This window comes from Bacillus norwichensis (genome assembly GCF_014836955.1).
GTDB classification, from domain to species: domain Bacteria; phylum Bacillota; class Bacilli; order Bacillales; family Bacillaceae_C; genus Siminovitchia; species Siminovitchia norwichensis.
In genome coordinates, this window is record NZ_JACSPV010000018.1 from 26,585 (window position 1) to 50,633 (window position 24,049).

General features: G+C 40.9%; 23 protein-coding genes and 9 tRNA genes. 7 read left to right on the top strand and 25 right to left on the bottom strand.

From position 1 onward, the window contains the following. Positions 1-206 precede the first annotated feature (206 nt). Together H9631_RS11665 and sigW are read right to left on the bottom strand one after the other, a co-directional pair. Entirely contained in the window at positions 207-821 is a 615-nt protein-coding gene (locus H9631_RS11665; RefSeq protein ID WP_191812975.1) for an anti-sigma factor family protein, read from the bottom strand. Positions 822-838: 17 nt separating this feature from the next. Beyond that, positions 839-1,402 (bottom strand): RNA polymerase sigma factor SigW, encoded by a 564-nt coding sequence (gene sigW, locus H9631_RS11670; protein WP_191812976.1) that lies wholly within the window; start codon positions 1,400-1,402, stop codon positions 839-841. Between the two features lie 175 nt (positions 1,403-1,577). On the opposite strand from sigW, the gene H9631_RS11675 reads away from it, so the two are divergent. Next, positions 1,578-1,760, top strand: coding sequence for an aspartyl-phosphate phosphatase Spo0E family protein (locus H9631_RS11675; protein WP_191812977.1), 183 nt, complete (start codon positions 1,578-1,580; stop codon positions 1,758-1,760). Positions 1,761-1,788: 28 nt separating this feature from the next. On the opposite strand, the gene rocF is transcribed toward H9631_RS11675, so the two are convergent. From rocF to H9631_RS11715, 8 genes are all read right to left on the bottom strand, one after another. Then, positions 1,789-2,688, bottom strand: coding sequence for an arginase (gene rocF, locus H9631_RS11680; protein WP_191812978.1), 900 nt, complete (start codon positions 2,686-2,688; stop codon positions 1,789-1,791). 636 nt (positions 2,689-3,324) lie between these two features. Continuing rightward, positions 3,325-3,397: transfer RNA gene (locus H9631_RS11685), tRNA-Ala, on the bottom strand. A 22-nt stretch (positions 3,398-3,419) separates the two neighbouring features. Then, positions 3,420-3,492: transfer RNA gene (locus H9631_RS11690), tRNA-Lys, on the bottom strand. Position 3,493: 1 nt separating this feature from the next. Beyond that, positions 3,494-3,568: transfer RNA gene (locus H9631_RS11695), tRNA-Gln, on the bottom strand. Between the two features lie 63 nt (positions 3,569-3,631). After that, positions 3,632-3,716 (bottom strand) — tRNA-Tyr (locus H9631_RS11700). Between the two features lie 25 nt (positions 3,717-3,741). After that, positions 3,742-3,817: transfer RNA gene (locus H9631_RS11705), tRNA-Thr, on the bottom strand. A 6-nt stretch (positions 3,818-3,823) separates the two neighbouring features. After that, positions 3,824-3,899, bottom strand: a tRNA-Val gene (locus tag H9631_RS11710). 86 nt (positions 3,900-3,985) lie between these two features. Further along, positions 3,986-4,060 (bottom strand) — tRNA-Glu (locus tag H9631_RS11715). Positions 4,061-4,288: 228 nt separating this feature from the next. Here H9631_RS11715 and H9631_RS11720 point away from each other — a divergent pair. Further along, on the top strand, positions 4,289-4,396 hold the full coding sequence (locus H9631_RS11720) for a YjcZ family sporulation protein (protein ID WP_191812979.1): 108 nt from the start codon (positions 4,289-4,291) through the stop codon (positions 4,394-4,396). Positions 4,397-4,738: 342 nt separating this feature from the next. Here H9631_RS11720 and H9631_RS22720 read toward each other — a convergent pair whose 3' ends face one another. The 4 genes from H9631_RS22720 to H9631_RS11740 form a co-directional block, all read right to left on the bottom strand. Next, positions 4,739-6,181 carry a vWA domain-containing protein gene (locus H9631_RS22720; RefSeq protein WP_191812980.1) on the bottom strand — a complete coding sequence of 481 codons (1,443 nt, stop codon included), beginning with the start codon at positions 6,179-6,181 and terminating at the stop codon, positions 4,739-4,741. 349 nt (positions 6,182-6,530) lie between these two features. Then, positions 6,531-6,603: transfer RNA gene (locus tag H9631_RS11730), tRNA-Thr, on the bottom strand. Between the two features lies 1 nt (position 6,604). Next, a tRNA-Asn gene (locus H9631_RS11735) sits at positions 6,605-6,679 on the bottom strand. A gap of 123 nt (positions 6,680-6,802) precedes the next feature. Beyond that, positions 6,803-7,036 carry a hypothetical protein gene (locus H9631_RS11740; RefSeq protein WP_191812981.1) on the bottom strand — a complete coding sequence of 78 codons (234 nt, stop codon included), beginning with the start codon at positions 7,034-7,036 and terminating at the stop codon, positions 6,803-6,805. 144 nt (positions 7,037-7,180) lie between these two features. Between H9631_RS11740 and H9631_RS11745 the strand changes: the two genes are divergently transcribed. After that, positions 7,181-7,930, top strand: a complete 750-nt coding sequence (locus H9631_RS11745; RefSeq protein ID WP_191812982.1) for a polysaccharide deacetylase family protein — start codon at positions 7,181-7,183, stop codon at positions 7,928-7,930. A gap of 51 nt (positions 7,931-7,981) precedes the next feature. Here the strand turns inward: H9631_RS11745 and H9631_RS11750 are convergent, their stop codons facing one another. Next, positions 7,982-8,647: a KinB-signaling pathway activation protein gene (locus H9631_RS11750; protein ID WP_191812983.1), complete on the bottom strand. Its 666-nt coding sequence runs from the start codon at positions 8,645-8,647 to the stop codon at positions 7,982-7,984. Between the two features lie 140 nt (positions 8,648-8,787). Here H9631_RS11750 and gerD point away from each other — a divergent pair, with 140 nt between their 5' ends. Further along, positions 8,788-9,372 (top strand): spore germination lipoprotein GerD, encoded by a 585-nt coding sequence (gene gerD / locus H9631_RS11755; protein ID WP_191812984.1) that lies wholly within the window; start codon positions 8,788-8,790, stop codon positions 9,370-9,372. 285 nt (positions 9,373-9,657) lie between these two features. Here gerD and H9631_RS11760 read toward each other — a convergent pair whose 3' ends face one another. From H9631_RS11760 to H9631_RS11785, 6 genes are all read right to left on the bottom strand, one after another. Beyond that, on the bottom strand, positions 9,658-10,722 hold the full coding sequence (locus tag H9631_RS11760) for an Mrp/NBP35 family ATP-binding protein (RefSeq protein ID WP_191812985.1): 1,065 nt from the start codon (positions 10,720-10,722) through the stop codon (positions 9,658-9,660). Positions 10,723-10,895: 173 nt separating this feature from the next. Continuing rightward, the gene (gene cwlD, locus H9631_RS11765; RefSeq protein WP_191812987.1) at positions 10,896-11,606 is read right to left on the bottom strand and encodes an N-acetylmuramoyl-L-alanine amidase CwlD; all 711 of its coding nucleotides are present in this window, start codon (positions 11,604-11,606) and stop codon (positions 10,896-10,898) included. 301 nt (positions 11,607-11,907) lie between these two features. Continuing rightward, positions 11,908-14,064, bottom strand: a complete 2,157-nt coding sequence (locus H9631_RS11770; RefSeq protein WP_191812989.1) for a sensor domain-containing protein — start codon at positions 14,062-14,064, stop codon at positions 11,908-11,910. Between the two features lie 343 nt (positions 14,065-14,407). Continuing rightward, positions 14,408-15,130: an amino acid ABC transporter ATP-binding protein gene (locus tag H9631_RS11775; RefSeq protein ID WP_191812991.1), complete on the bottom strand. Its 723-nt coding sequence runs from the start codon at positions 15,128-15,130 to the stop codon at positions 14,408-14,410. Next, the gene (locus H9631_RS11780; RefSeq protein WP_191812993.1) at positions 15,130-15,789 is read right to left on the bottom strand and encodes an amino acid ABC transporter permease; all 660 of its coding nucleotides are present in this window, start codon (positions 15,787-15,789) and stop codon (positions 15,130-15,132) included. Before H9631_RS11780 ends, H9631_RS11775 begins: the two co-directional genes overlap by 1 nt. Before the next feature lie 235 nt (positions 15,790-16,024). Beyond that, positions 16,025-16,843 carry a glutamine ABC transporter substrate-binding protein gene (locus tag H9631_RS11785; RefSeq protein ID WP_449727655.1) on the bottom strand — a complete coding sequence of 273 codons (819 nt, stop codon included), beginning with the start codon at positions 16,841-16,843 and terminating at the stop codon, positions 16,025-16,027. Positions 16,844-17,234: 391 nt separating this feature from the next. On the opposite strand from H9631_RS11785, the gene H9631_RS11790 reads away from it, so the two are divergent. Then, positions 17,235-17,702: a C40 family peptidase gene (locus H9631_RS11790; RefSeq protein WP_191812997.1), complete on the top strand. Its 468-nt coding sequence runs from the start codon at positions 17,235-17,237 to the stop codon at positions 17,700-17,702. 254 nt (positions 17,703-17,956) lie between these two features. Here the strand turns inward: H9631_RS11790 and H9631_RS11795 are convergent, their stop codons facing one another. From H9631_RS11795 to H9631_RS11810, 4 genes are read right to left on the bottom strand one after another with little or no spacing between them, the layout of a single operon-like run. Continuing rightward, complete coding sequence (locus H9631_RS11795; protein WP_191812998.1) at positions 17,957-18,718, bottom strand: SDR family NAD(P)-dependent oxidoreductase; 762 nt, start codon at positions 18,716-18,718, stop codon at positions 17,957-17,959. A 21-nt stretch (positions 18,719-18,739) separates the two neighbouring features. After that, the gene (locus tag H9631_RS11800; protein WP_191813000.1) at positions 18,740-20,008 is read right to left on the bottom strand and encodes a TRAP transporter large permease; all 1,269 of its coding nucleotides are present in this window, start codon (positions 20,006-20,008) and stop codon (positions 18,740-18,742) included. A gap of 15 nt (positions 20,009-20,023) precedes the next feature. Further along, positions 20,024-20,527: a TRAP transporter small permease gene (locus H9631_RS11805; RefSeq protein WP_191813002.1), complete on the bottom strand. Its 504-nt coding sequence runs from the start codon at positions 20,525-20,527 to the stop codon at positions 20,024-20,026. Positions 20,528-20,551: 24 nt separating this feature from the next. Then, the gene (locus H9631_RS11810) at positions 20,552-21,604 is read right to left on the bottom strand and encodes a TRAP transporter substrate-binding protein (RefSeq protein ID WP_191813004.1); all 1,053 of its coding nucleotides are present in this window, start codon (positions 21,602-21,604) and stop codon (positions 20,552-20,554) included. A 338-nt stretch (positions 21,605-21,942) separates the two neighbouring features. Here H9631_RS11810 and H9631_RS11815 point away from each other — a divergent pair, with 338 nt between their 5' ends. After that, complete coding sequence (locus H9631_RS11815) at positions 21,943-23,364, top strand: sigma-54 interaction domain-containing protein (RefSeq protein WP_191813006.1); 1,422 nt, start codon at positions 21,943-21,945, stop codon at positions 23,362-23,364. A 273-nt stretch (positions 23,365-23,637) separates the two neighbouring features. Next, complete coding sequence (locus H9631_RS11820) at positions 23,638-24,045, top strand: MarR family winged helix-turn-helix transcriptional regulator (protein ID WP_191813008.1); 408 nt, start codon at positions 23,638-23,640, stop codon at positions 24,043-24,045. Positions 24,046-24,049: the final 4 nt, after the last annotated feature.

Here is a 24,049-nt window from a genome sequence, read left to right on the forward strand (position 1 = left end):
TTTGCCACTACAACAAATCCATTTACGATAAGTTTCTCTGAATCTGCAGCTTTACGAAGCGGAAATTAAACGCCTCTTTGACTAAGGTGTATTATTGACATACCTACTACCCCTTAACCCTTCTCTCCTAGTATTCGACCGACTCAATACCATTTTTTGTCAAACCCACTTTTTAAAAAAGACTGCGTAAGCAGTCGGCATTGATATTATTTAAATAGTTGGCCTACCTTTTTCCCGCCTTCTTTCACCTTATACCAAATCCATTCAAATATTTCATCAATTTCATCTATATCACCCGTCACGTCCCCTGCAGAAGCCATATATTGATTTCCATTAATGACGGTGACATTCCCATCTATCTGGCCTTCAATTCTTATATTCCCATTTTTCACAACGAGGTCTCCTTCGACCACTTCTCCTTTTGGAACAATCACTGTATCATTTTCAACAATTATATTAGGTTTTTTCGTGAACGCAAATTTTTGGTCATCATTCCATCCACTGACGAGACTGCCTGCCATTAATATAAAGAATAACGACACAGCAATCAGCATAGGGTGATGCCTAAACCAACGTTTGAACCCTACAATATTTTTCTCTTTCGGGAGGCGATCCATGACCTGATTTGTAAAGTGAGCGGGAGCTGCAATTCGGGAGACACTCTTCACCAACGCTTCTGTTCTTTTCAATTCTTGAAAATGTGATTGACAGGCCTCGCAAGTTTGTAAGTGTTCCTTCAATTCACGTTCTTTATCTTGTGTCAGATCCCCGTCCATGTATTCCTGCATATAGAGAACGATCTCTTCTGAACAAGCCTTCAATTTCCTTCTCACCTTTCTCACATATTGTGCAATCTTTTGCGAAGTGCTTCCCTGCCGCGGTGAATTCTTGTCTTCACCGTTCCAAGCGGCATTTCTAACACTTCTGCGATTTCATTCAGTGAAAGATCATCAATGTACCTAAGAATAATGACCGATCTATATTTATCCGGCAATCGCAAAATTTCGTTTTGCACAATTTCCTGAAGTTCCAAAGTCTCAACTTCTGCATCAGGCGTCTTCCCTGCTGCTGCCAATTGTGAATATAAAGTCAATCCTTCTGTTCCTGCAATTTCAGCATCCAGAAAATAATCAGGTTTTTTCTTTCTTATCCGATCAATGCAAAGATTAGTAGCGATTCTATACAGCCATGTGGAAAACTTACGGTTCAACTGAAAGCTTTCGATATTCACATACGCTCGGACAAATGCCTCTTGAGCAATATCTTCAGCCTCATGCCGATTTCCAAGCATCCTGTAGCAAAGGGAACAGATTCTATCTCTGTATAGCTCTACGATTTCCCCAAATGCTTCCTGATCGCCTTTTAAAACTTGCCTGATTCTTTGATTCACCAACTTATCCATCTCATTTAACCCTCCCGCCAGCGCGGTTCTCTTTATATACGTCCCATTTAAAAAAAGGTTTCAAATTTAATTATGTTTCTATCATAACAAATTTTTACAGTCGTAAGTGGAATTGGTTTAATCTGTAGAAAAATGGTTAAACAGTTATTACTAACCACCTTGTGAGGGATCCATAATGGAAAGGAAACAGAAAGCACTATTAAAGAAAATCGAGGAAAGAAGGAAAGAGTTGGTCAAATTGGGGCTATCCCGATCATTTGCCGATGAGCGCGTCTTACGTTTAAGCGATCAATTAGACCAATTATTGAATAGATATCATTTAATTGAGCAGAAAAAGACAAGCAACGGTTCACAGTAGAGCTGTTGCTTGTTTTCCAAAGTCTTTTTCACAAAAGCTTTTCACCAAATAATGACCCCATCAACGCGACAGCAACTTCTGCTGTCTTATTTTTTTCATCCAAGATAGGGTTAACCTCCACAAATTCTGCAGAAGTAATGAGACCTGACTCTGCCAGCATTTCCATCGCCAAATGACTCTCACGATAGCTAATGCCGCCCAATACCGGTGTCCCTACACCTGGAGCATCATGAGGATCCAAACCGTCCAAATCAAGGGATAGATGCACACCATCTGACGTTTCTTTCAGGTAAGCAATCGTTTCTTCCATTACTTTTGTCATTCCCAACCTATCAATCTCATGCATCGTATACACCTTGATGGAATGCTTCTTGATTAAATCCCTTTCAGCCTGATCAAGATCGCGCGCCCCAATGATTACAACATTTTCAGGCTTCACCTTCGGATGGAAACCTCCAACATCGATCAGTTCAGGGTGTCCAAATCCAAGGCTTGCGGCAAGCGGCATACCATGAATGTTACCTGAAGGAGTCGTTTCATCTGTATTTAAATCTCCGTGTGCATCATACCAGATCACTCCCAAATTTTGAAAGTGCTTTGCCACACCTGCAAGCGTTCCGATTGCAATACTGTGATCGCCTCCCAGCACCAGCGGGAAGCGACCCTTTTTTATAATGGAATCTACACAGTCGGCCAAACTTGAGGCCGCCTTTGTGATCGCTTTCAAATTTCTTAAAGTGGGTTGACCATTCAACTCATCATTTATTTGATCTACAGGAATATCCCCAAGGTCTTCAACCTCATATCCTATGTTTTCCAAACGTTTAACAGCATCCGCGTATCTCATGGCACTCGGCCCCATATCAACGCCTCTTCGCATCTGTCCCAAATCCATGGGCACACCAACAACCGAAAATTTCCTTCTCATGGACTCGCTCCTTCACCAACATAATGCCTATATTCTATCCCGATAACAACAAATGACTCAACTAGACAAAAAAGTGAATATATATGCAGAAAAGCGGAGGGCGACGTTTAGCGACGTACTGACTGGAGTGCCTTCGACGAGATAAAGGAAACACGCGTAACGAAGTGGAGCGATGTTGACTTATCGTAGGAGAAGGCGCGAAGTCTGATAGGCGCTGGAGCCCGGAGCTAGACAAAAGAAAAGCGGAAGCGCCTTGTTTAGCCCCGACAAGCATAAGACGATTCCCGAGGAGGCAGCCTTTCAGCCACCACAGGGAATTGGCTTATGACCTCGAGGGGCTAGTAGGCGCTGGAGTTGGACAATACAGAAAGGCGAAGGGGCCTGTTCATCGACGTATTGACTGGAGTGTCTTGGACGAGATAAAGGAAACACGCGAAGCAAAGCGGAGCGATGTTGACTTATCGTAGGAGAAGGCGCGAAGTCTACTAGTCGATAGGCACCGGAGCTGGACAATACAGAAAGGCGAAGGGGGCCTGTTCATCGACGTATTGACTGGAGGGCATCCACAGGAGAACTATTTTTGATTTGTTAATTCATAAAAAAAACCTACGCCATGGCATAGGTTTTTCAAAAGGATGGAGCCTAGCGGGATCGAACCGCTGACCTCCTGCGTGCAAAGCAGGCGCTCTCCCAGCTGAGCTAAGGCCCCTCGAAATATAAAATTGAAAAAGTGAGCCATGCAGGATTCGAACCTGCGACCCTCTGATTAAAAGTCAGATGCTCTACCAACTGAGCTAATGGCTCTTGGCTGGGCTAGCTGGATTCGAACCAACGAATGACGGAGTCAAAGTCCGTTGCCTTACCACTTGGCTATAGCCCATCGTATAAAAACATATTTAGTATGTTACCCAAAATCTCATTTTATATTCCTAATCTATGTAAATGGTGGTGGGGGACGGATTCGAACCGCCGAACCCGGAGGGAGCGGATTTACAGTCCGCCGCGTTTAGCCACTTCGCTACCCCACCATCAAAAAAAGGCAAAATAAAAAAATGGTGCCGGCCAGAGGACTTGAACCCCCAACCTACTGATTACAAGTCAGTTGCTCTACCAATTGAGCTAGGCCGGCGTATTATGGTGGAGGATGACGGGTTCGAACCGCCGACCCCCTGCTTGTAAGGCAGGTGCTCTCCCAGCTGAGCTAATCCTCCAAAGTACTGAATGTACAAGTGCATGCGTTGTGTGCTCTTAGCATGCCATCCGCTGTTAAATCAAGATGAGCGCATTTAAAAATCAATGGTGACCCCTACGGGATTCGAACCCGTGTTACCGCCGTGAAAGGGCGGTGTCTTAACCGCTTGACCAAGGGGCCATTTATTAAGCACAATAAAGAGTATAAATAAAACGGATAAATTTGTCAACACATTTCAAGATTTTTTTCAGAAAAAGTTTTTCCTTGTCGTTTTTTATAGTTAAAAGTCGATTCTTCCCTGACCAAATAGTCGAAGAGCACATTTTTTATCTAAATCCTAACTATTCTGCACTTGGGACCTTTTACTACATAAAATAATAACCAGTATACACGGGGAGGTGCCTTTACATGGGTGCAGGTGTAGGTCACGGCGGTGGCTTTGCGTTTGTTGTTGTTTTGTTCATTCTCTTGATCATTGTAGGTGCTGCCTTCACTGGCGGCTGTGGCTGGTGGTAAGCTAAACCAAGTATTTCCCAAGAGAAATATGCCTGATTAGACAGGGCTCCCAACTATGGGAGCCCTTAATTTTTTAAAAAGCTTCCAGCCGGGCTTGAACCTGCGACCTAGCCTATGGCTAGGTTGAATAAATTAAGATATGAAAGTATTATACATCAAATTAATTTGCTGTAAACAAAAAATTTGCCGCTACCCTGCCTGTTTAGCAAGAAAAAACTATTCTAATGATTCGTAGAGAATTTTAAAAAATCAGGCTGCCAAAAGCCGAAGTAAATTCGAAGATTCAGTAGCCTAACATAGGGATTATACAGTTTTCTCCTTTTATAAGCTTCACTCACTCTTCTACTCCAATTGTTCTAAAATATCCTTAAAAGCTTCATCCAAATTGTCGTTCAAATCTTTATTTTTTTGTTCGAACTCTTCAAGATATAATCTATTGATATCGGTAATTTTTTGCAGGATTGTATCATGAGCCTCATTAAATGCATCTTTATCTTCAAAATATTCATCTGAACTATTCATTTTGTCAAACACATGCATCATCACATTATACTCGTCATCTTTTTTATTCATCCATTCTCGTTGTAGGTCATATATCGCGTCGCTCACCTTCCCTTTAGCGGTTATTGCATCGTCGATTGCTTCAAATTTTTGATTTTCCCATGCCTGAACAATTGCCTCAATTGATTTCATTGAATCAGCAAAGGCTTGTGTATCTGCCACATGGATGTATTGTCCTTGTCCCTGTTCAGCTATTTTCTTCAGTTCATGTTGACCATTCATATCGACATTGAATCCGATAACATTAATGATCGGTTCAATATTTGATTTTCTTAATTGTTCAGCTTCTTTTTCTGGATCTCCATCGCATGTTTCGACACCATCACTAATTAAATAAATAAAGTTTGTATTCGTCTCACTGGAAAAGTCCGCAAAATCTTGAGCTGCTTGTTTTAAGCTTTCTCCGATCGGAGTCCATCCCCCTGGCTCCATTCCGGCGATTGTCGCTTTAATTTCTGCTTTATTTCCTGAAGCAATCGGGTGAGAAAGCTTTGTTGCTGAACATTTCGCTTCATCACTCCTCTCTCCCCCTCCATATACGCGAAGGCCGATATTTACATTATCGGGCATACCATCAATCAGTTCCGTCAATTCCTTCTGCGCGATAGCCATCATTGTTTGACCCTGCATGGCATTAGCCATACTTCCACTCGCATCGAAGATAATAAGGACGTTTAACTGTTCTTTAAAGTCGATCAATTTACCATTGATCATCGGCTTTCCAAATGAATGAAGTGCCATTTCGTCAACAATAAATTGCGGATCTTTAAAATCTTCTGCAATTAAATAGTGAAACGCGCTGAACCAGCGATCAATAAAGCCAGGCTCATCCAACTGTTCTTTCGTAAAAGATGGCAAAGCATTGAATACCTCTTCCACTAACTCCTCTTCAGACAATGTTGTTTTTCCCGCTTGCGCAGCATAATTTCCGTTACCGCTAAATGGTCCGACTGGGTACGCAACAATTTCCTCAAATTTTGTTGGTATCGGTGGGACATCGTCTAATAATGTATCTGATTGTATTCCCATTGGTTCATCATTATTATCTTTTTCTACTTCTTTCAACGTAGTTTCACTTTCTTTTTCCTTGTTAGCTTTCTCCTTTTCCGCAGAAGCTCCTTCTTCGTTTTCAACTTCTTTTTCCACCGGGTCCGCCTTCTCGTTGCATGCTGCGAGTATCAGCATAAGCAGGACACCCAAAATAATCGGTATCGTTCTCTTCACCTTAAAAACCACTCCTTAAAATTTTGATAAAGTCTGTAAAACCTTTTTTATCTACGGATCAGCAGCACGATAGTTTCGCAGGCCCAATGAAATGATCCTTAGGGCCCAATTGTTGCCGGGTCCTTTGTCTCAATAGTCCCACCATCATAATTAATTTCTTCAATCGCTTCACCCATAGAATTGTATAGACTTTGTAGTTGTCTCTGCCAAATTAATAATGTAAAAAAATTACTTACTACCACATTTCGCCGTTAAAATATCGCCATTTTAATACCGATTAACTACTGGAAATAATAAAAGCGACTCCCGGATTTTCCGAGAATCGCTTTATATCAAAGATTTATTAGTAAGCTTCCAGCCGGGCTTGAACCGGCGACCTCATCCTTACCATGGATGCACTCTACCAACTGAGCTATGGAAGCATGGCTCCGCAGGTAGGATTCGAACCTACGACCGATCGGTTAACAGCCGATAGCTCTACCACTGAGCTACTGCGGAATATTTACAATATGGGTAAGCCAACTCTTATTATAATCATTTTATGAATAAATTCAAGAGTCTTTATTAAAAAAATGGATGAGGCTCATATAGTAAGTCTGTTTGATATATGTCAATATATTTTCATGAGTTTCTCCTCCCCATCTTCCCTGCAGGCAGTATATATTTCATGCATTCCCTATGACCTGCAACACGCTTAAACAGCGAAAAAAGTATTTTATACCTTTCTTCCATTGCACGTTTAACAATGTGCTCAATATGTTCATTTTTTAAGTCAAATAGAACCTCGTCCATTTCGCGTTTCAGCAGATAAATGATCTCTTCTTTCTCCTGCTCCGTAATCAGCATCCCATACATGACTACACCTCATCGATGATTTTAGTATTCATAGCTATCCCCAAATCTTCCGGCTTCATACCCATTTCTTTTTTAGACCTTTTAGTCATATGTATCAATAGTTCAAGCATAGATTGTACAAGGATGGAGATTGAAGGTGATAAAGTGAATTTTTTTGTAACGGTAAGTGGAAGAAGGATTAAACAGGGACTCCTTATTGTGATTATTTCTTTTTTCACCGCACTTTTTTACTTTTCCCAATCAATGATTCAGTTCCCTGTCTTATCTGCAAAAGATCAGTCAAAAGCGATTTATAAAGGCGAAAAAGGAGTCGCACTTACGTTCAATATTGGTTGGGGAGATGTTCAGGCTGAGCCGATTTTAAATGTACTGGAAGAAAAGGAAGTTCGCTCAGCTACTTTCTTCCTGTCAGGCGCTTGGGCGGAAAGGCACCCAGAGGTTGTTGAAAAAATAAAAGAGATGGGGTTTGAAATCGGGAGTCTCGGTTATGCATACGAAGATTACACCGAACTGGAGGATCAGGAGGTTGAGCAGGACATCGACAAATCTCTTGAAGTCTTCAAAAAGCTGGATATCAAAGAAGTGGAGCTTCTTCGTTCCCCAACTGGGCATTTTGATAAACGCACGCTCAAAATAGCTGACGACATGGGGTTGACTGTTGTACATTGGAGTCTAAATTCACATGACTGGAAAAACCCAGGAGTCTCGGCAATCGTCCAAAATGTCAGCAAAGCAAAAAAAGGGGATATTGTTTTACTCCATGCATCTGACGCAGCGACTCAAACCGCTAAAGCCCTGCCGGAAATACTTGCCCTCATCAAAAACAAGGATGATCTGGTGACTATTTCTTATATGATTTCCAACGGAAAGGTAAAAACAACCTTAATACCTTAAAAAAGCGAACCTCAGGTTCGCTTTTCTTATTGGCGGGAAATAACTTTTCCCTTAGGATTTCACTGACTTATTTCCAGACATATTCTTTTTCGCTTCAAGCCTGCGGGCCCTATCCTCTTCCGATAAACGGTTATATTTAGGGAGAATCAATAGCTGGTAGATATTGCAAGCGATTAAAGGGAAAATTACTAAAAAGAGCCACCCCTCGTCATTCGCATTCAAAACAGGGAGCCATTCCAAAATAGTAATAACTACCATGAAAAACAAAGCGGAAACAAAGGTTGTCCTCGATGTCGCCTTTGCTTTGAAAAAGGCAGTAATCAAGCCGACAACCAAGATAAGGGTAGCCAGTCCGATATAAGGAAGAATGCTTTCCCCTTTACCTGCAAACGACTGAAAGCGGAGGTAAACCAAATCAAAAAGCACGATAATAATAAGAACGATTTGAACGGCATTCCATAAAGAAATGGAGCGGAATAACCCTAAACCAAACTGATGGATAAATAAATAGGCAAAAAAACCGACCTGGCTTACAACACTGAATGTAAAACCAACACCTACAAGCCAAATAAATGTTGAAATAATGGCTCCTATATTCATTTCTGTAAAATATGGCTGGAATTCACTCCACCGGATCAGAAAACCAAATATCCCGGTAATGATTCCCCCCAAAAAAAGTGTCGAAAAGAAAAAGCGCAACCAATTTCGGATTGTCACGGACCTAATCCTCCAATTATTATTCTTGTCTACCCGATTTTATCAACCTTTTTTCAAAAAAGCCATTGCTCGGGTAAATGTGCATAAATTCTTCACAAAGTCCCATATTAAAAATACGGAGAAACATTAAGAAAGGGGGAATGATCCTGCTGCTCCTCGTCTGCTCATTGTTGCTTGCCGCCTGCGGGGGGAAAGATGTAGATGTTGGACAGCCCGACTATGACCAGACGAAAAAAATGATCGTAGATATTTTAAAAACTGATGAAGGAAAAAAAGCTGTCAAAGATATCATGACAGATGAAGACATAAAGCAAGAGCTTGTCATGGATCAAGCCGCTGTCAAAAATACAGTAGAGAATACTCTCACCTCTGAAAAAGGACGGGAATTCTGGAAAAATTCCTTTGAAGACCCGAAGTTCGCTGAATCCATGGCCAAAAGCATGAAAAAAGAAAATGAACAGCTTCTGAAATCATTAATGAAAGATCCGGAATACCAAGGAATGCTTATGGATATCTTGAAAGATCCAGTGTTCCAAGACGATTTAGCCCAAGCACTTAAAAGTAAAGAATTCAGAGAACAAATGCGTGAAGTAGTAACAGATACGCTTGAGAGTCCGCTTTATAAAGCCAGATTAGAGGAAATCGCCCAAAAAGCTGCCTCGGAGAAAAAAGGCAGTAAAAGCAGCGGGAACGAAAAGAAACAGAACAATGAAAACACCCCATAATAGAGAACTGCCCTAAAACAAAAATCAGTCTGACGAAAAACAAAGCGTTTCGTCAGACTGATTTACTTTAAGAGCTTTATCAAATTCGCTTTGGCGTATTTCCGCCCAGAGTTTATCGAGTTCTCAAAATCTGCAGCATCCACCGGAGGCTTTCACTTGATTCAGCCGACGTTTGAATCCCCACTGATTGGAACACTAATACGCATTCATCTCACCACTTACAGGAGTAGGAGATTCCTGCTGAATGAAGTTTAAACAGCCCTTTCTCGTTGAAGGCAAAGCATTTTATTTCTCCAATTCATGAATGACATTTTCTGCAATTTCTCGATAAATCTGTCCCAATTTATGTGCTTCATCATAAATGGACGGTGCAAAGTCGTCTTCATTCCAATCAGGCTGCTGAAGCGGAAGCTTTCCAAGAAGCTCTGTGCGAAGCTCTTCTGCTAGCTTCTCTCCTCCACCTTGTCCAAAAACGTATTCTTTCTCGCCTGTCAACTTGCTTTCAAAATAAGACATATTTTCAATAACACCCAAAATTTCATGGTTCGTCCGAAGCGCCATTGCCCCGGCACGTGCTGCGACAAATGCGGCAGTTGGATGTGGTGTTGTCACGATGATTTCCTTCGTGCTTGGCAGCATCGTATGGACATCCAGGGCTACATCTCCCGTTCCCGGAGGTAGATCAAGAAGCAAGTAGTCCAAATCTCCCCATTCAACTTCAGTGAAGAAATTGTTGAGCATTTTTCCAAGCATCGGGCCACGCCATATAACAGGAGCATTGTCCTCCACAAAGAACGCCATAGAAATAACCTTTACACCGAACCGGTCCACAGGAAGGATCTTTTTCCCTCTAACAACCGGCCGCTCAGTAATCCCCATCATGTCTGGGACACTAAATCCGTAAATATCAGCATCAACAAGCCCAACCTTTTTACCAAGACGCGCCAATGCCACGGCCATATTGACAGAAACAGTTGACTTGCCAACACCGCCTTTTCCACTGGCAATCGCGATAAATGTTGTTTTGCTGTCAGGAGAAAGCAAGCCTCCTGCAGTCTCATCAGGCATATCTCCAGCTGTGCGGTGTTTCTCCAACTCTTCTTCTGGAAGATCAGTGAATCTGATTCCAACCGTAGCAGCTCCTGCATCTTTTAAAAGCTGTACGACTTTGGATTGAAGTTGCATCTGTTCCGGGGTTCCGGTCTTAGCCAACGCAATTTTTACACTGACATGCTCCTTCTCCTCTTTGATCTTCACTTCTGTAATCCCATTTGTTTCCTCTAACGTCTTATGTAAAAGTGGGTCTTTTAATTCTTTCAGAATATTGAACACCTGTTGTTCAGTAACCAATTTTCGCACCGTCCTTTATCGAATTGAACTTTTGATTCAGTATACCATATTCGTACTACTTTCTATGAAAAGACGCTCCATAACGAAAGAGAAGAAAATGTAAAAATCCACTATGAATAGTGGATTTCGCAAGCTTTCACAAAAACGATTCTACCTAGACCTTTCCCTACATCTTAATCTTTTATCTTTTCTTTCGTGAAATACCTCATAACCCCCCGATAAATCCCCGCTGCCACTTTTTCTTGATAATCATCTTCCTTTAAAGCAGCTCGCTCCCCTGGATTGGATAAAAAACCAATTTCAACCAAGGCCGCCGGCTTTTTGGAGTGTTTAATCAAATATATATTTTCAATTATCTTCGCTTGACGATCCGTGTTTTCTAGGCTGACAATCAGCTCTTCCTGAATCAATTTGGCTGCTCGCTTATTTTCTACTAAATGGGGAGAATAGAAGGTCTGCGCACCCTTCCATTTTGGAGAAGGAATGGAATTTAAATGGATACTTATAAATAAGTCCGCCTCAGATTCATTAACCAATTTGAGCCGTTTTTTCAAATCAGCCGTTTTTCTTTTACTGAGCCCCTTTATATCCGGATCTGCCAAATCGGCATCAGTTTCCCGTGTCATCAAAACAAGCGCCCCCTGCGCCTGCAGATAATCCCGCAGTTTAAAAGCTACCTCAAGGGCGATGTCTTTTTCAAGCGCTTCGCTGTCTCCAGCCCCTCCATCAGGGCCGCCATGTCCCGGGTCTAGATATATTACTTTTCCAGTCAGCGGGAGATTCCAAGTGTCAAATGAATCCCTCGGAATGAATTGATATTGGACAATTAAAAACATGAGCGCCGCACCGATGATGAAAAAAATAGTCTTCGTTTTCTTTCGCATGCGATCTTCCCCTTTGCCAAGGATTCCTCACAAAAGCATATGGGACAAGATCAGCATTTAGAACAAAATAAGGGCAAGAGCACCCCCTTGAAAAGTTTACTCATTTTAGGAAAATCAAGCGAAGATCAGTCTGTTAATATTCGCATCCTTCCTTTTAGTTGACCATAAATCAGTAGTACATCCCAAAAATGAAAGGCTGCCAATCTCCGGTTCAAATTGCAAAAAACGCATGAAACAGGATGGTACCGACCCGATTTTGAAATCCCATTTCATGCGTTTTATTCATTTTGAAAACCTTTGTTTAATCCAGCTCTTCAGGAAACAATAAGTTGGAATCCCGGAAATAATTCTCAAACAGCTCATTGGATACCGGCTTACTGAACAGATACCCCTGCCCCTGGATGCAACCGCCTTTGTTTAAATGTTCAAGCTGTTCTTTGCTTTCAACTCCTTCGGCGATCACACTAATGTTCAAAGTATCTGCAAGCGTCAAAATAGCGTTGACAATCGCTTTGCTTTCGACGTTTTGGTGTATATCCCTTATAAAAGAAGAATCTATTTTCACTGTATCAACAGGCAAATGCTTGATATAGGTGAAGGAATTGTAGCCCGTACCAAAATCATCTACTGAAATCTTAACGCCAAAACCACGAATCTCCTCCAAAATGGCTGCGGCATTTTCAAGATCGGCAAAAATACTCTCGGTGACTTCAAGTTCCAGCCACTTCGGATTAAGCCCTGTTTCATTTAAAACTTCAATTACTTCATCCAGCATGCCTGCTTGTTCCAGTTGTCGGACTGAGACATTCACTGAAACGGCTACTTTCGAATAACCCATATCTTGCCACTTTTTGTTCTGTTTGCAGGCTTCACGGAGTACCCACTCTCCAAGCGGAATGATTAACCCTGTTTCTTCCGCAATCGGGATGAATTTGTTAGGCGGCACTTTGCCCAAGTCCGGATGGTTCCAGCGAACCAAAGCTTCCATACCAACCAAATTCCCATTGGAGAAATCGATTTTCGGTTGATAGTCCAAATAAAATTGTTCCTGTTCAATTGCTTTTCTCAATTCGACTTCCAGTAAGATACGCTCCAAGGATTTCTCTTCCATATCGGCGTCAAAGAGGGCATAACCGCTTCTTCCTCGTTCTTTCACTACATAAAGAGCTGTGTCCGCTCGCTTTAATAATTCATCAGCGTTTTTTCCATTTTCGGGATAAATAGCAATTCCAATGCTGCACGAAAGGAAAATATCCTTCTCAAAAATGTCTACCGGTTTCTCAAAGCTCTTTTGAATTCTTTCCACCAATGACCTTACATCCGCTTCATCTTCAATATTGTCAAGAAGAACCGTAAATTCATCCCCGCCAATTCTCGCCACAAAATCGGTTGATCTGAGTGATTGTTTGATGCGCTTTGCTGCTTCCATGAGGATGTAATCACCGGCATCGTGGCCCCAAGAATCATTCACATATTTGAATCGATCCAAATCAATGAACATGACAGCCACTTTCGACGGCCTTTTTGTTTTAGCAATTGTCTTTTGGAGCTCATTCATAAACAATCTTCGATTCGGCAAATCTGTCAATGTATCATGAAAAGCCAAATGATATATTTTCTGTTCCGATTTTTTCCGTTCAGTTATATCTCTTGTGACAAGCATTACTTTCCTGATATCACCGTTATCGTTCAAGATGACATTCATCTTGGCCTCCACACAAATACAGTTGCCAGAACTAGTTTTCAAACGAAATTCAACCTGAGAATTGACTTCCTTCTTTTCCCAGAGCTGATCTATTGTCTCCTTTACTTCTTCCTGATCTGTTTCGTATACCAGGTCAAAGATGGTTCCATCTCTAATTTCATCCAAATCGTATCCCAGTAACGTAGCATGGGACGGTGACAGATACAAAAGATTTCCTTCTATATCAACTGTCGCGATTAAGTCTGAGGAATTTTCAGCAATAAGACGGTATCTCTCTTCACTTTTTCTGATTTTTTCTTCCATTTCCTTTCGGGAAGTGATATCATTCCGAATCGCAACATAACGGTGAGGTTTACCCTTTTCATTTAAAAAAGGGACGATGGTCGTATCCACCCAATAAAATGAACCGTCCTTTGCCTTATTACGGATTTCACCTTCCCAGACTTGACCATTTCCAATGGTCGCCCACATATTCTTGAAGAATTCTTTTGAATGGTAATTGGAATTTAAAATCCGATGATCCTGACCGACTAATTCACTGTGGCTGTATTTTGATATTTTACAAAGTAAGTCATTTACATAAAGGATTTTTCCCCGTTGGTCGGTGACCGCAACAATTGAAGACTGATCCAATGCATATTTGATATAGGCTAATTCCTTTAAGACTTGTTCAAGATCCGTCGGATCGGATAATTCATAGTCATGAAGGTAAAGCTTCGATACCTCTTCAACTGCCGAACCTGATTTATCCATTTTACTTCTCCTCCATAAATGCTAAAAGTGACTGAACTCCCATAAAAAAAGCTCCTTATTTTCTATGTTCTATCATAGCATGACGGGGCGAAATCTGGATACTTCTTCCTAGTCCCTAGGAATCAAATCCAAGAGGTCCCATTCACAATCTCGTCATATAAAAAATAGTCAGAAGTGATAACTCCTGACCAAGTTATTTCCATGTGAATCTCTGTTTCAAATATCCCTGAACATCAGCTATTATTACGATATCCGCCTTCGTTGATTTAAAAAATCCTTACCTACCTGCCAACGCACTCGTCAGATGGCTGGAGCGGGTCCAACGACTTTTTTGGGGACTTTCTTATAAAACTTTATTTAAAAAAGCTTTGGTTCGATCCGATTTAGGTTCCGTAAAAATTTGAGATGGGACATCCTCCTCAACTATGATACCTCCGTCCATAAAAATAACACGGTCAGCTACCTCCCTGGCAAATCCCATTTCATGTGTGACCACTACCATTGTCATGCCCTCAAATGCCAACTGCTTCATCACTTCCAACACTTCTCCAACAAGCTCAGGGTCAAGAGCTGAAGTCGGCTCATCGAACAGCATAATTTTCGGCCGCACTGCAAGGGCACGTGCAATAGCCACCCGTTGCTGTTGCCCCCCTGATAATTGTCTTGGATAGCTATTTGCCTTATCAGCAAGTCCGACTTTTCCAAGTAGCTCCATAGCAAGAGCTTTTGCCTCCTCATTACTGATTTTTCGTATTTTTTTCGGTGCCAAAGTAATGTTTTCCAAAACCGTCTTATGAGGGAACAGATTAAACTGTTGAAAAACCATTCCTACTTCCGTTCGTACTGCATTGATATCTGTTGTGGGGTCTTTCAAGCGATGTCCATTGATGACAATTTCCCCATCCGTCATTTCCTCCAGCATGTTTAAACAGCGTAGAAAAGTGCTTTTTCCTGAACCGCTCGGTCCAATGACGCAGACCACTTCCTGCAGCTCAATCTGACAAGTAATCCCCCTTAATACCTCAAGATCGCCGAATGTCTTATGCAAATTGTTGACTTCTATCATTATGTTTCCAACCTTCTTTCAAAAAAGCGTAACACCATTGATAAACTAAAAGTGATGACTAAATAAAATAGAGCTACTGTTGTATAAATTTCCACTGCATTAAAGTGGTTGGCTGCAATCAAACGCCCTTGAAAAATCAGTTCGGGAACAAGAATGACAGATAATAAAGACGTATCCTTGATACTAATAATAAATTGGTTCCCAAGTGGCGGGATCATCCGTTTAAAAGCCTGCGGCCAAATAATATGGAGCATCGTCTGCTGATGATTCAACCCAAGAGACCGCCCTGCCTCCATCTGGCCTTTATCTATTGATTGAACAGCCCCCCGTACAATCTCAGCTATATATGCCCCTGAATTAACAGCAATAACAATAATCCCTGCTGTGATAGAGTCGAGGTTTTTTCCGATAACCAAAGGAAGGGCAAAGAAAATCCAGATAGCCTGAACAAGTACAGGAGTACCTCGGATAACTTCAACATACAAAGTGGAAATCACGTAAAAGAACTTATTCTTAGCCACTCTTCCGATTCCAAATAATGCCCCTAAAGCAAAACCGATGAGAAGCCCCACAACTGAAATGAGCAGTGTGTAATACAAACCTTTTGTCAAATCCGGCAAGAATTCAATGACACCTGCCCAATCAAATCTACCAATCAATTACTTCACCTCTTAATAGAAAAGCGTCGGAAGCCCAGTCAGACGACGAACTCACCAGCTTCATACCATTTTGTAACGCGGTAAAAAACAACTTGCTAGCTTGTGACCTCAAGCCGATGACATCTAGACTTAAAAGCGCCACCTTTTGTGGCGCCAAAGCGAAACTAAGTGCTAACTTCTACGAACAAAAGGGTGTAACAAAAGTCGGTTACACCCTTTCCTTCAGAATCATGACCTATTCAGGCTTTTCACCAAACCACTTTTCATAGATGTCATCATATTTTCCATTCTCCTTTAACGTAGCCAAAGCTTCGTTAACCTTGCTTACAAGTTCATCCTGACCCTTAGCAAAGGCAATACCGTACTGCTCAGCTTGATATAACTCGCCAACCAGTTTCAAACTATCTTCCCCTTTGGTCTGGATGTAGTAAGCAACATTTGGAGAGTCATAGAGAACCGCGTCGGCACTTCCATTTTCAACAGCCAAATACACCTGATCCAATTGCTCGAACTGGCTGGCTTCCGCTCCCTCAATATTCTTTTTAATATAATCAGCGCTTGTAGATCCGAGTCGTGTTGCAACTGTTTTCCCCTTTAAATCCTCTATACCGTTAATGTCTTTATTGTCGACGGAAACCCCGATTCTGAGACCTGCATCATAATAAGGGTCACTGAAATCAACCGTCTTTTTACGGTCATCTGTAATCGTGATCCCAGCAATGGCAATATCAAAAGAGCCCGTCTGCAACCCAGGGATAATGCCATCAAAATTTGTCGTTTCCAACTTAATTTCAAAGCCGACCTCATCAGCAATCGCATTAATCAATTCAATATCGAATCCGACATATTCTCCATTTTCTTTAAACTCGAATGGTACAAAAGAAGTGTCACTAGCTACTGTATATGTATCTTTTAATCCACTCTTTCCACTGTTCTTGCTTTCTTTACTGTCACTGTCTGAACCTCCGCCTGTGCTTTCGGATCCTCCTCCGCATGCAGCCAGAACAAACGCCAGTGTAAGTAACAGTATCCCAAAAAGACCTCTTTTCTTTATTCTCACGAGACATCCTCTCCCCTTTCTCCATTGTAAGCACTTACATAATTAAGCTAACTATAACAAAGATTACTTTTTTAGAAAAGTTCATATTTTCCTTAAATTATAGGATTATTTGTCTTATCAAGCCTTTCATGACTCTTTAGAGCCATAATGCTTGCTATTATTCCGAAATACGAGTGGAGGCTGATGATTGTAAAACTGCTCATTTCAAAAGTCTTCCTACAGTTACAAAAGTCCCTATTTTTCAATAAATAGAGTCCATATTCCCGTTCAATACATCTCGTAATACATTTGTTACACAACTGAAAAACAAAGTCACAATTTGTCGTGGTATGCTATATCTATCATAAACAAGAAAATGTTGGAGTTTCAGGGGGAAAGTGCTAGAATGACGATGTTAAAAAAAGCTTTAGTTTCATTATTCGCCGTTATCACATTTGCAGCAGTGATCACTCAACCTATAGATACAGCTAGTGCGGCAGCCAAACCATCAGGTTCAGCAATTGTAAAAGAAAGTAAAAAACATTTGGGTGTTCGCTATTTGTATGGCGGAACAACTCCAAAAGGATTCGACTGTTCAGGATTTACTTCCTACACATTCAAGAAAAAGAAAGTCAAGCTTCCAAGAACAGCAGCTGAACAATATAAAAAAGGAAAATCCGTTAGTAAAAAGAATTTAAAAGCCGGAGACCTTGTATTCTTTAAAACTACTTCAAAAACAAAAATCTCTCATGTTGGGATTTACGTAGGAAACAACAAATTTATCCATTCTGCGGGAAAAGGTGTTTCCGTTACATCTATCAATGATCCGTACTATTGGAAATCTAAATATGCAGGTGCAAGAAGGGTATTATAATTCCCGTCTTTCATTAAAACAGACAGCGAGAATCATCGCTGTCTGTTTTAATGAAAAGATCTATTAAATCTACTCTTTAGCCGATTGGCAGCAGTTTTCAGCTGTCTTTGACTAGTTTGATAGCTTGGACCAAATTTAAGATAGATACCTCTCCTATTTTTGAGCTTTGCAGCGATACAAGCGGGGACAGTTTCCACCCACTTTTTCATAAAAAACAGACAGCATTTTTACATTGCTGTCTGTTTTCTTATCTATTAAGCTGTATAGCCTCCATCGACTGGAAGGTTAACACCTGTAATATAGACCGATTCATCAGATGCCAAGAATAATGCCGCATTGGCAACATCTTCAGCATATGCAAAACGTCCAAGCGGAACGCGGCTCAGAACCTTGTTTGCATTGGCTTCCATATCATCGTCTTCATCACGAGCTAAAAATTCCTTCAACATTGGGGTTTCCGTGAATCCCGGGCAAACGCTGTTGACACGGATGTTATGTTCTCCCAAGCTCATGGACAATGCACGAACCATGTTGCTTACGCCTCCTTTTGCTGTTGAATAAACAGGACTAAAGTAAGAGCCTACAAGGCCTGAGATAGACGAAGTGAAAATGATCGAACCACCATGATCTTTCATAAACGGCAGAACGTATTTTGTTAAGAAGAAACCACTTTTCACATTCAAGTCCATAGCAAAATCAAAACCATCTTCTTCTACTTGATCGACACCACTAGGCCCTGGTGTTCCCGCATGATTCCATAAAATATCAATCTGTCCATATTTATTAGTGATTTTATCAATAGTCGCTTTGATATCTTTCACACTGGTCATGTCTGTACGGAAAAAGTGAGCTTTGCCGCCGCTAGCTTCGATTTCCTTAACAACAGCCTGTCCACTTTCTTCATTGATATCTAAAATATTAACAATAGCCCCTTCTTTGGCGAATAACTTCGCTCCCGCTTTTCCCATTCCAGATGCTCCTGCAGTAATAATCGCTACTTTGTTTTGTAATCTCATAAGATGAACTCCTCTTTTCTATTATTTTGTTAAAAATGTACTCAACCATGGCACGTATAAGAGAATGATCGTTGCTACAAGCAAGGCCCCCAAATAAGGCATCGACCCTTTGATGACAACGCTCAGCTTTTCCTTAAAATGCCCGCTAACAACAAACAGGCTTAATCCAACAGGCGGTGTAATCTGAGAAATCATCATGCAGGCAATCGTCAATACACCAAAATGAATTGGATCGTACCCTAAGGCAACTACGGCTGGATATAAAATCGGTATTGTAATATATAAAATCGGCACAGCATCCAAGAACATCCCAAATATAAGGAATAGGACAAGGATTAACAGCATGATCAGCCATCCAGGCAGTGCCAGTTGAGACACATATTCTGTAATTTGCTGCGGAACATGCGCATAAGTCAAAGCTGTTGAGAACATGTTTGCTCCACCGAGCAGCAAATAAATGACAGTGGTTGTCACCATAGAGCTAACTAAACTTTTTTGAATATTTTTCTTGGTAAATTCTTTTCTATTAAATAAAAAGCTAATAATCAAAACATAGATAACCGAAACGGCTGCCGCTTCAGTCGGCGTAAATATTCCTGAATATATTCCTCCTAATACGATGACCGGCATTAACAATGATGGGAGAGCAACAATAAACGATTTAAAAATCTCCGGTGCACTGCTGCGTTTTTTCCTTTCCGTCTTGTCCTTAACACTGACAATGATGGCAGTGACAATCAATAAAGCTGCAATGACCAGTCCTGGAACAATACCGGCAAGGAAAAGCTCGGCAACGTCTATCTGGACCATTGATGCATAAATGATCATATAAATACTCGGCGGAATCATTTGGCCTAAGGTTCCAGCAGAAGCTACAACTCCCATACTGTTCTCCTTGGAATAGCCGAGCTGAATCATTTGCGGAATCATCATGGATCCGACGGCAACAACTGTAGCAGTCGCGGAACCTGACAGAGCACCAAAGATTGTTGCTGTGATAACGGCTGCTGCTGGCATTCCACCGGGCAAATGGCCAATCAAATGGTTAACAAAGCCTATCATTTTGTTGGCTGTCCCCATATAGGTCATTAAGTTACCAGCAAATAAAAAGTATGGAATTGCTAGTAATATCCACTTATCCGTTGCAATCAAAAATTGCGAAATGATCGCTTCCAACGGCAAGTCCAGAAACACAAACATCAGAATACCGCCACTTAATCCCAGTGAAAGCCAAATAGGTGCACCAACGATTAATAAAATGAAAAAGATAATAAGTCCAATCAGTAACATATTCGTACCCCCCTCCTAATTCGTCTCCGCTCGAAAAAGATTAAAGTCAATCAACATTTGCAAAAGAGCATAGACACATCCGAAAAACATACCGGCTACAATCGCAAATGCTGGTATGACCATCAGCATTTCACCAGAAAGTGTCATTAAATTCATGTTGTAAATGGAAGACATCCAAATGATGCCGGCATAAAATAGAATGACAAATGCAATAAACAAAATGATTCCAATTAGAAACTCCACAAGATATTTGCTTTTTCTGGATAAACGATCCTCAAGAAGAGACATTTTTATATGTTCATTCTTTTTAATTAAGGGGCCAACGTACGCAAACACCCCATAGACGATGGCGTAACGACAGATCTCTTCCAATAGTTGATAAGAAATCCCGAACTGGTACCTCAAAATAACTCCAGCAAAAGCCAGTACAACACTGATAATCAAGCACAAGACAGCTATGATCTCCAGCGCTTTATCCAAAAGTCTTGTCGAGTTCTCCAGTTTCTCGATTCGATTCATATTTTCATCTCCTTATACTCCACATCAGTTATCATCTCTCAACCTTTTCGCTTCTTTTATTAGCTCTTTAGCTCTAGGTTCACTTTTCATAAAGCTATCCCAAACAGGCTCAGTTACTTTCTTCCACTCTTCTATTTCTTCAGGTGTCGGATAATAGGTTTTAATTCCCTGCTCACTTTCAAGCCTTTCATTGACATCGGCAATTTCCTTGCTAACGGTGTCATAAGCATATTGCTCAAGGTCTTTTCCAGTTTCCACAAGAATCTCCTGAAGATCTTCCGGCAAGGATTCAAATTTCTTTTGTGACATCATGACAGGCATTAGGTAATTAACGAACGGATAAAGAGTTTGCGTTTTAACAGGAAGTTTATTGTCATACAAATACAGCGGAACAGTGATTAATCCATCTACCACACCCTGCTGTAAGGCAGTCGGGAGCTCTGTCCCCGGTATAGAAATACCACTGGCTTTAATCGCTTTCAAAGTCTGCGGGGCTACTTTTCCGCCTGGTGTACGCAATTTCAATCCATCTGCACTTGCTGTATCTGTAATCATCTTGCTTTCATCTGCGGTCCATAAAGTAGCGTATAAATCCGTGGAATCAAGTGAAAGGATCTTTAATCCTTTTTCTTCTGCCATCTTAGCTATTAGACGGCCACCTTTTTCACTATCGACAAATGCTTTCCGGCTATCCATATACACCTTGGGATCTTTCGGATCATAATCAAATAAAAATGGTAGATCAAAAAAATACCAAATGGGATCAAAGCTTCCCGCTATTGAAGTGAGAGAATGCGTCATGTCTATCTGCCCCTGCAAAATACCCGGTATTTCCTGTTCAGATGGCATCAATTGTGAATCCGAATAGATTTCCAACGAAAGGCGCCCATCACTTCTTTTTTGCAACTCCTCATCAAACCAGACCATATATTGATGATGGAGCGTGGCCTTTTGATAGGGATGTGAGACTCTTAAAACGTAGGAATCTTTATCCTTTGAACCGCTTCCATTTGAAGAACAAGCTGTCATTAAAAGCATAGATACTAGGAAAAAGACGAATAGCTTATATTTTTTCATTGTTACCTCCATAAATTGAATATTTTTACTTCTATATCAAAACCTTAACTCCGAGCGTTCCCTCCTCAGCCAGCAGAATGTTTGTCGATTCCTGTAAAAACGCTATCTTAATATATAGCAAATAGCATGCCAACTCATTAAATCTTGATTTTATTACGATTTATTGAAAATCAGTCCATTGATCGGTGAAATAATTCACCATTTCTTCAAAAAATACCTGAAGGAATCGCCAAAAAAATTTTTCTTATTGATATATAATTGGATGGTGAAATAATTCAGCAGTGTTTGAAAAAATTCACCACACAAAATTAAAGGATTTAAAAGGAGTGGAATTCTGGATGACCGTCCATAATTCATCGTTGGATGATCAGGCCTCCGCACTTGACCACTATAAAGACTTAGCTCATAAATTGGAAACAGTCATTGAATTCTCCACAGATGGCATTTATGTGGTAGACCGTTATGGAATTACTGTTCTGGTCAATCGTGCATATGAGGAAATGACCGGATACCAAAAAGCGGACCTGATTGGAAAAAGTGTATTAGACCTGACGGAAAGAGGATATTTCGATCGCTCTATTTCCGAGCTCGTCTTTAAAGAAAAAAAGCAGCTATCCATTGTTCAGAAAATCGGAAATGAGGAGAAACTTGGCGATAAGAAAGAGGTAGTAGTAACAGGCAGTCCTGTATTTGATGACGATGGGGAATTATCTTTAATTGTCATCAGCGTCAGTGACATCTCAGAAATTAGTAAAATGAAGCGTGAACTGACAAAAGCAATGGAAACGGCCGAATTGAACTCTCACCGTTTCGCTGTCCATACAGAGTTCGAAAAGAACCAAACCATTGTTTTCAAGAGTCCACAAATGAAGCAGGTATACGAAAAAATTCAACAGGTAGCCCCATTCCCCACGAGTATTTTACTGTCTGGGCCTTCGGGTGTGGGTAAGGAAATGCTCACAAACTTAATTCACCATTTTAGTCAGAGGAAAGACAAGCCTTTAATCAAAATTAATTGCGGAGCAATTCCGGAAAATCTCTTGGAATCCGAATTATTCGGTTATGAAAAAGGATCTTTTACCGGCGCGAGACAGGAAGGAAAAGCCGGATTGCTGGAGCTTGCTGATGAAGGGACAATCATGTTTGATGAAATTGGTGAGATGCCGCTTGCTTTGCAAGTAAAATTACTTCGGGTTATACAAGAGAAACAAGTACGCCGAATCGGGAGCAACAAGACAAAGGATCTAGATATACGGATTATTTCTGTAACAAACAAAAATTTGGAGCAACTTGTGAAACAAGGCTTATTTAGAGAGGACTTGTATTATCGTCTAAACGTTGTTTCCATAGATGTACCGCCCCTTTCGGAACGTCCAGAGGATGTTCAGGAATTACTCAAGTACTTTTTTTCCTATTTCTCGAAGAAGTACCACATTCAAAAAGAAATTGCGTACGAAACTATCCGATATTTGACATCCTATCATTGGCCGGGAAATGTGCGGGAATTACGAAATATGGTTGAGAATTTATTTGTTTCTACTTCGGAAGCAACCCTCGAACCCTATCACCTTCCCTTCCGGATCACCCAGGTTGAGCAAGACTCAAAAGAGGTCCCATTAAAGAAAATGGTCCAAAATTACGAAAAGAAATTGATTATGGATGCTTTGCAGAAAAAACAATCCCTTCGCCAAACAGCAAAGGAACTGGGCATTCACCATACAACATTACTGAAGAAGCTGCAGAGTTGGGGGATAAGATAAGAGCGAACAGCTTATAAGAAAAACACAAGCGGGGACATTACCACTAGCATGTTCCTGCTTTCTTATTGCTATTTCTGCAGGAGTGCCCAGTGACAATTCATTGGTCTTTGCTTTTACATTGAACCTTTGCGGATACCTATTATGAAACAGGCTTCTTCTGATTTTTTGATAATCCCACTTTGTGAAAAATGTTCATATTCCCCTTTACAAATTTCGTGTCCCGAAGTATAATAATGTAGTTGGTTACCTAGGTAAATATTAGAGGTGATGCCGATGAATCCTGTAATTCATGAAATTTTTCAAAAGACGCGACTGCTTACCAAAGAGCTTAACACTACATTGAAAAAACACGACTTGTTCGCTTCCCAGTGGACAGTCCTTTATTGCGTTTATCAGTATGGAGAAATGCCGCTGACAGACATATGTAAATATCTGAATGTAGAAGCACCGACAATCACTAGGACAGTCAAACGCTTAGAAGAACTTGGCTGGCTCAAAACATGTGCAGGGAGGGACCGCCGCGAAAAAATGGTCCGGCTGGCTGAAGAAGCAGAAACTCGATTGCCTAATATTAAAGATTCCATTGAGCAGTTTGAAGAACGGACAATGGAAAAATTGACCAAAAAAGAGCAAACCGTGTTAATGGAGCTCTTGAAAAAATTAGATATGGAAGGAAGATGATAGT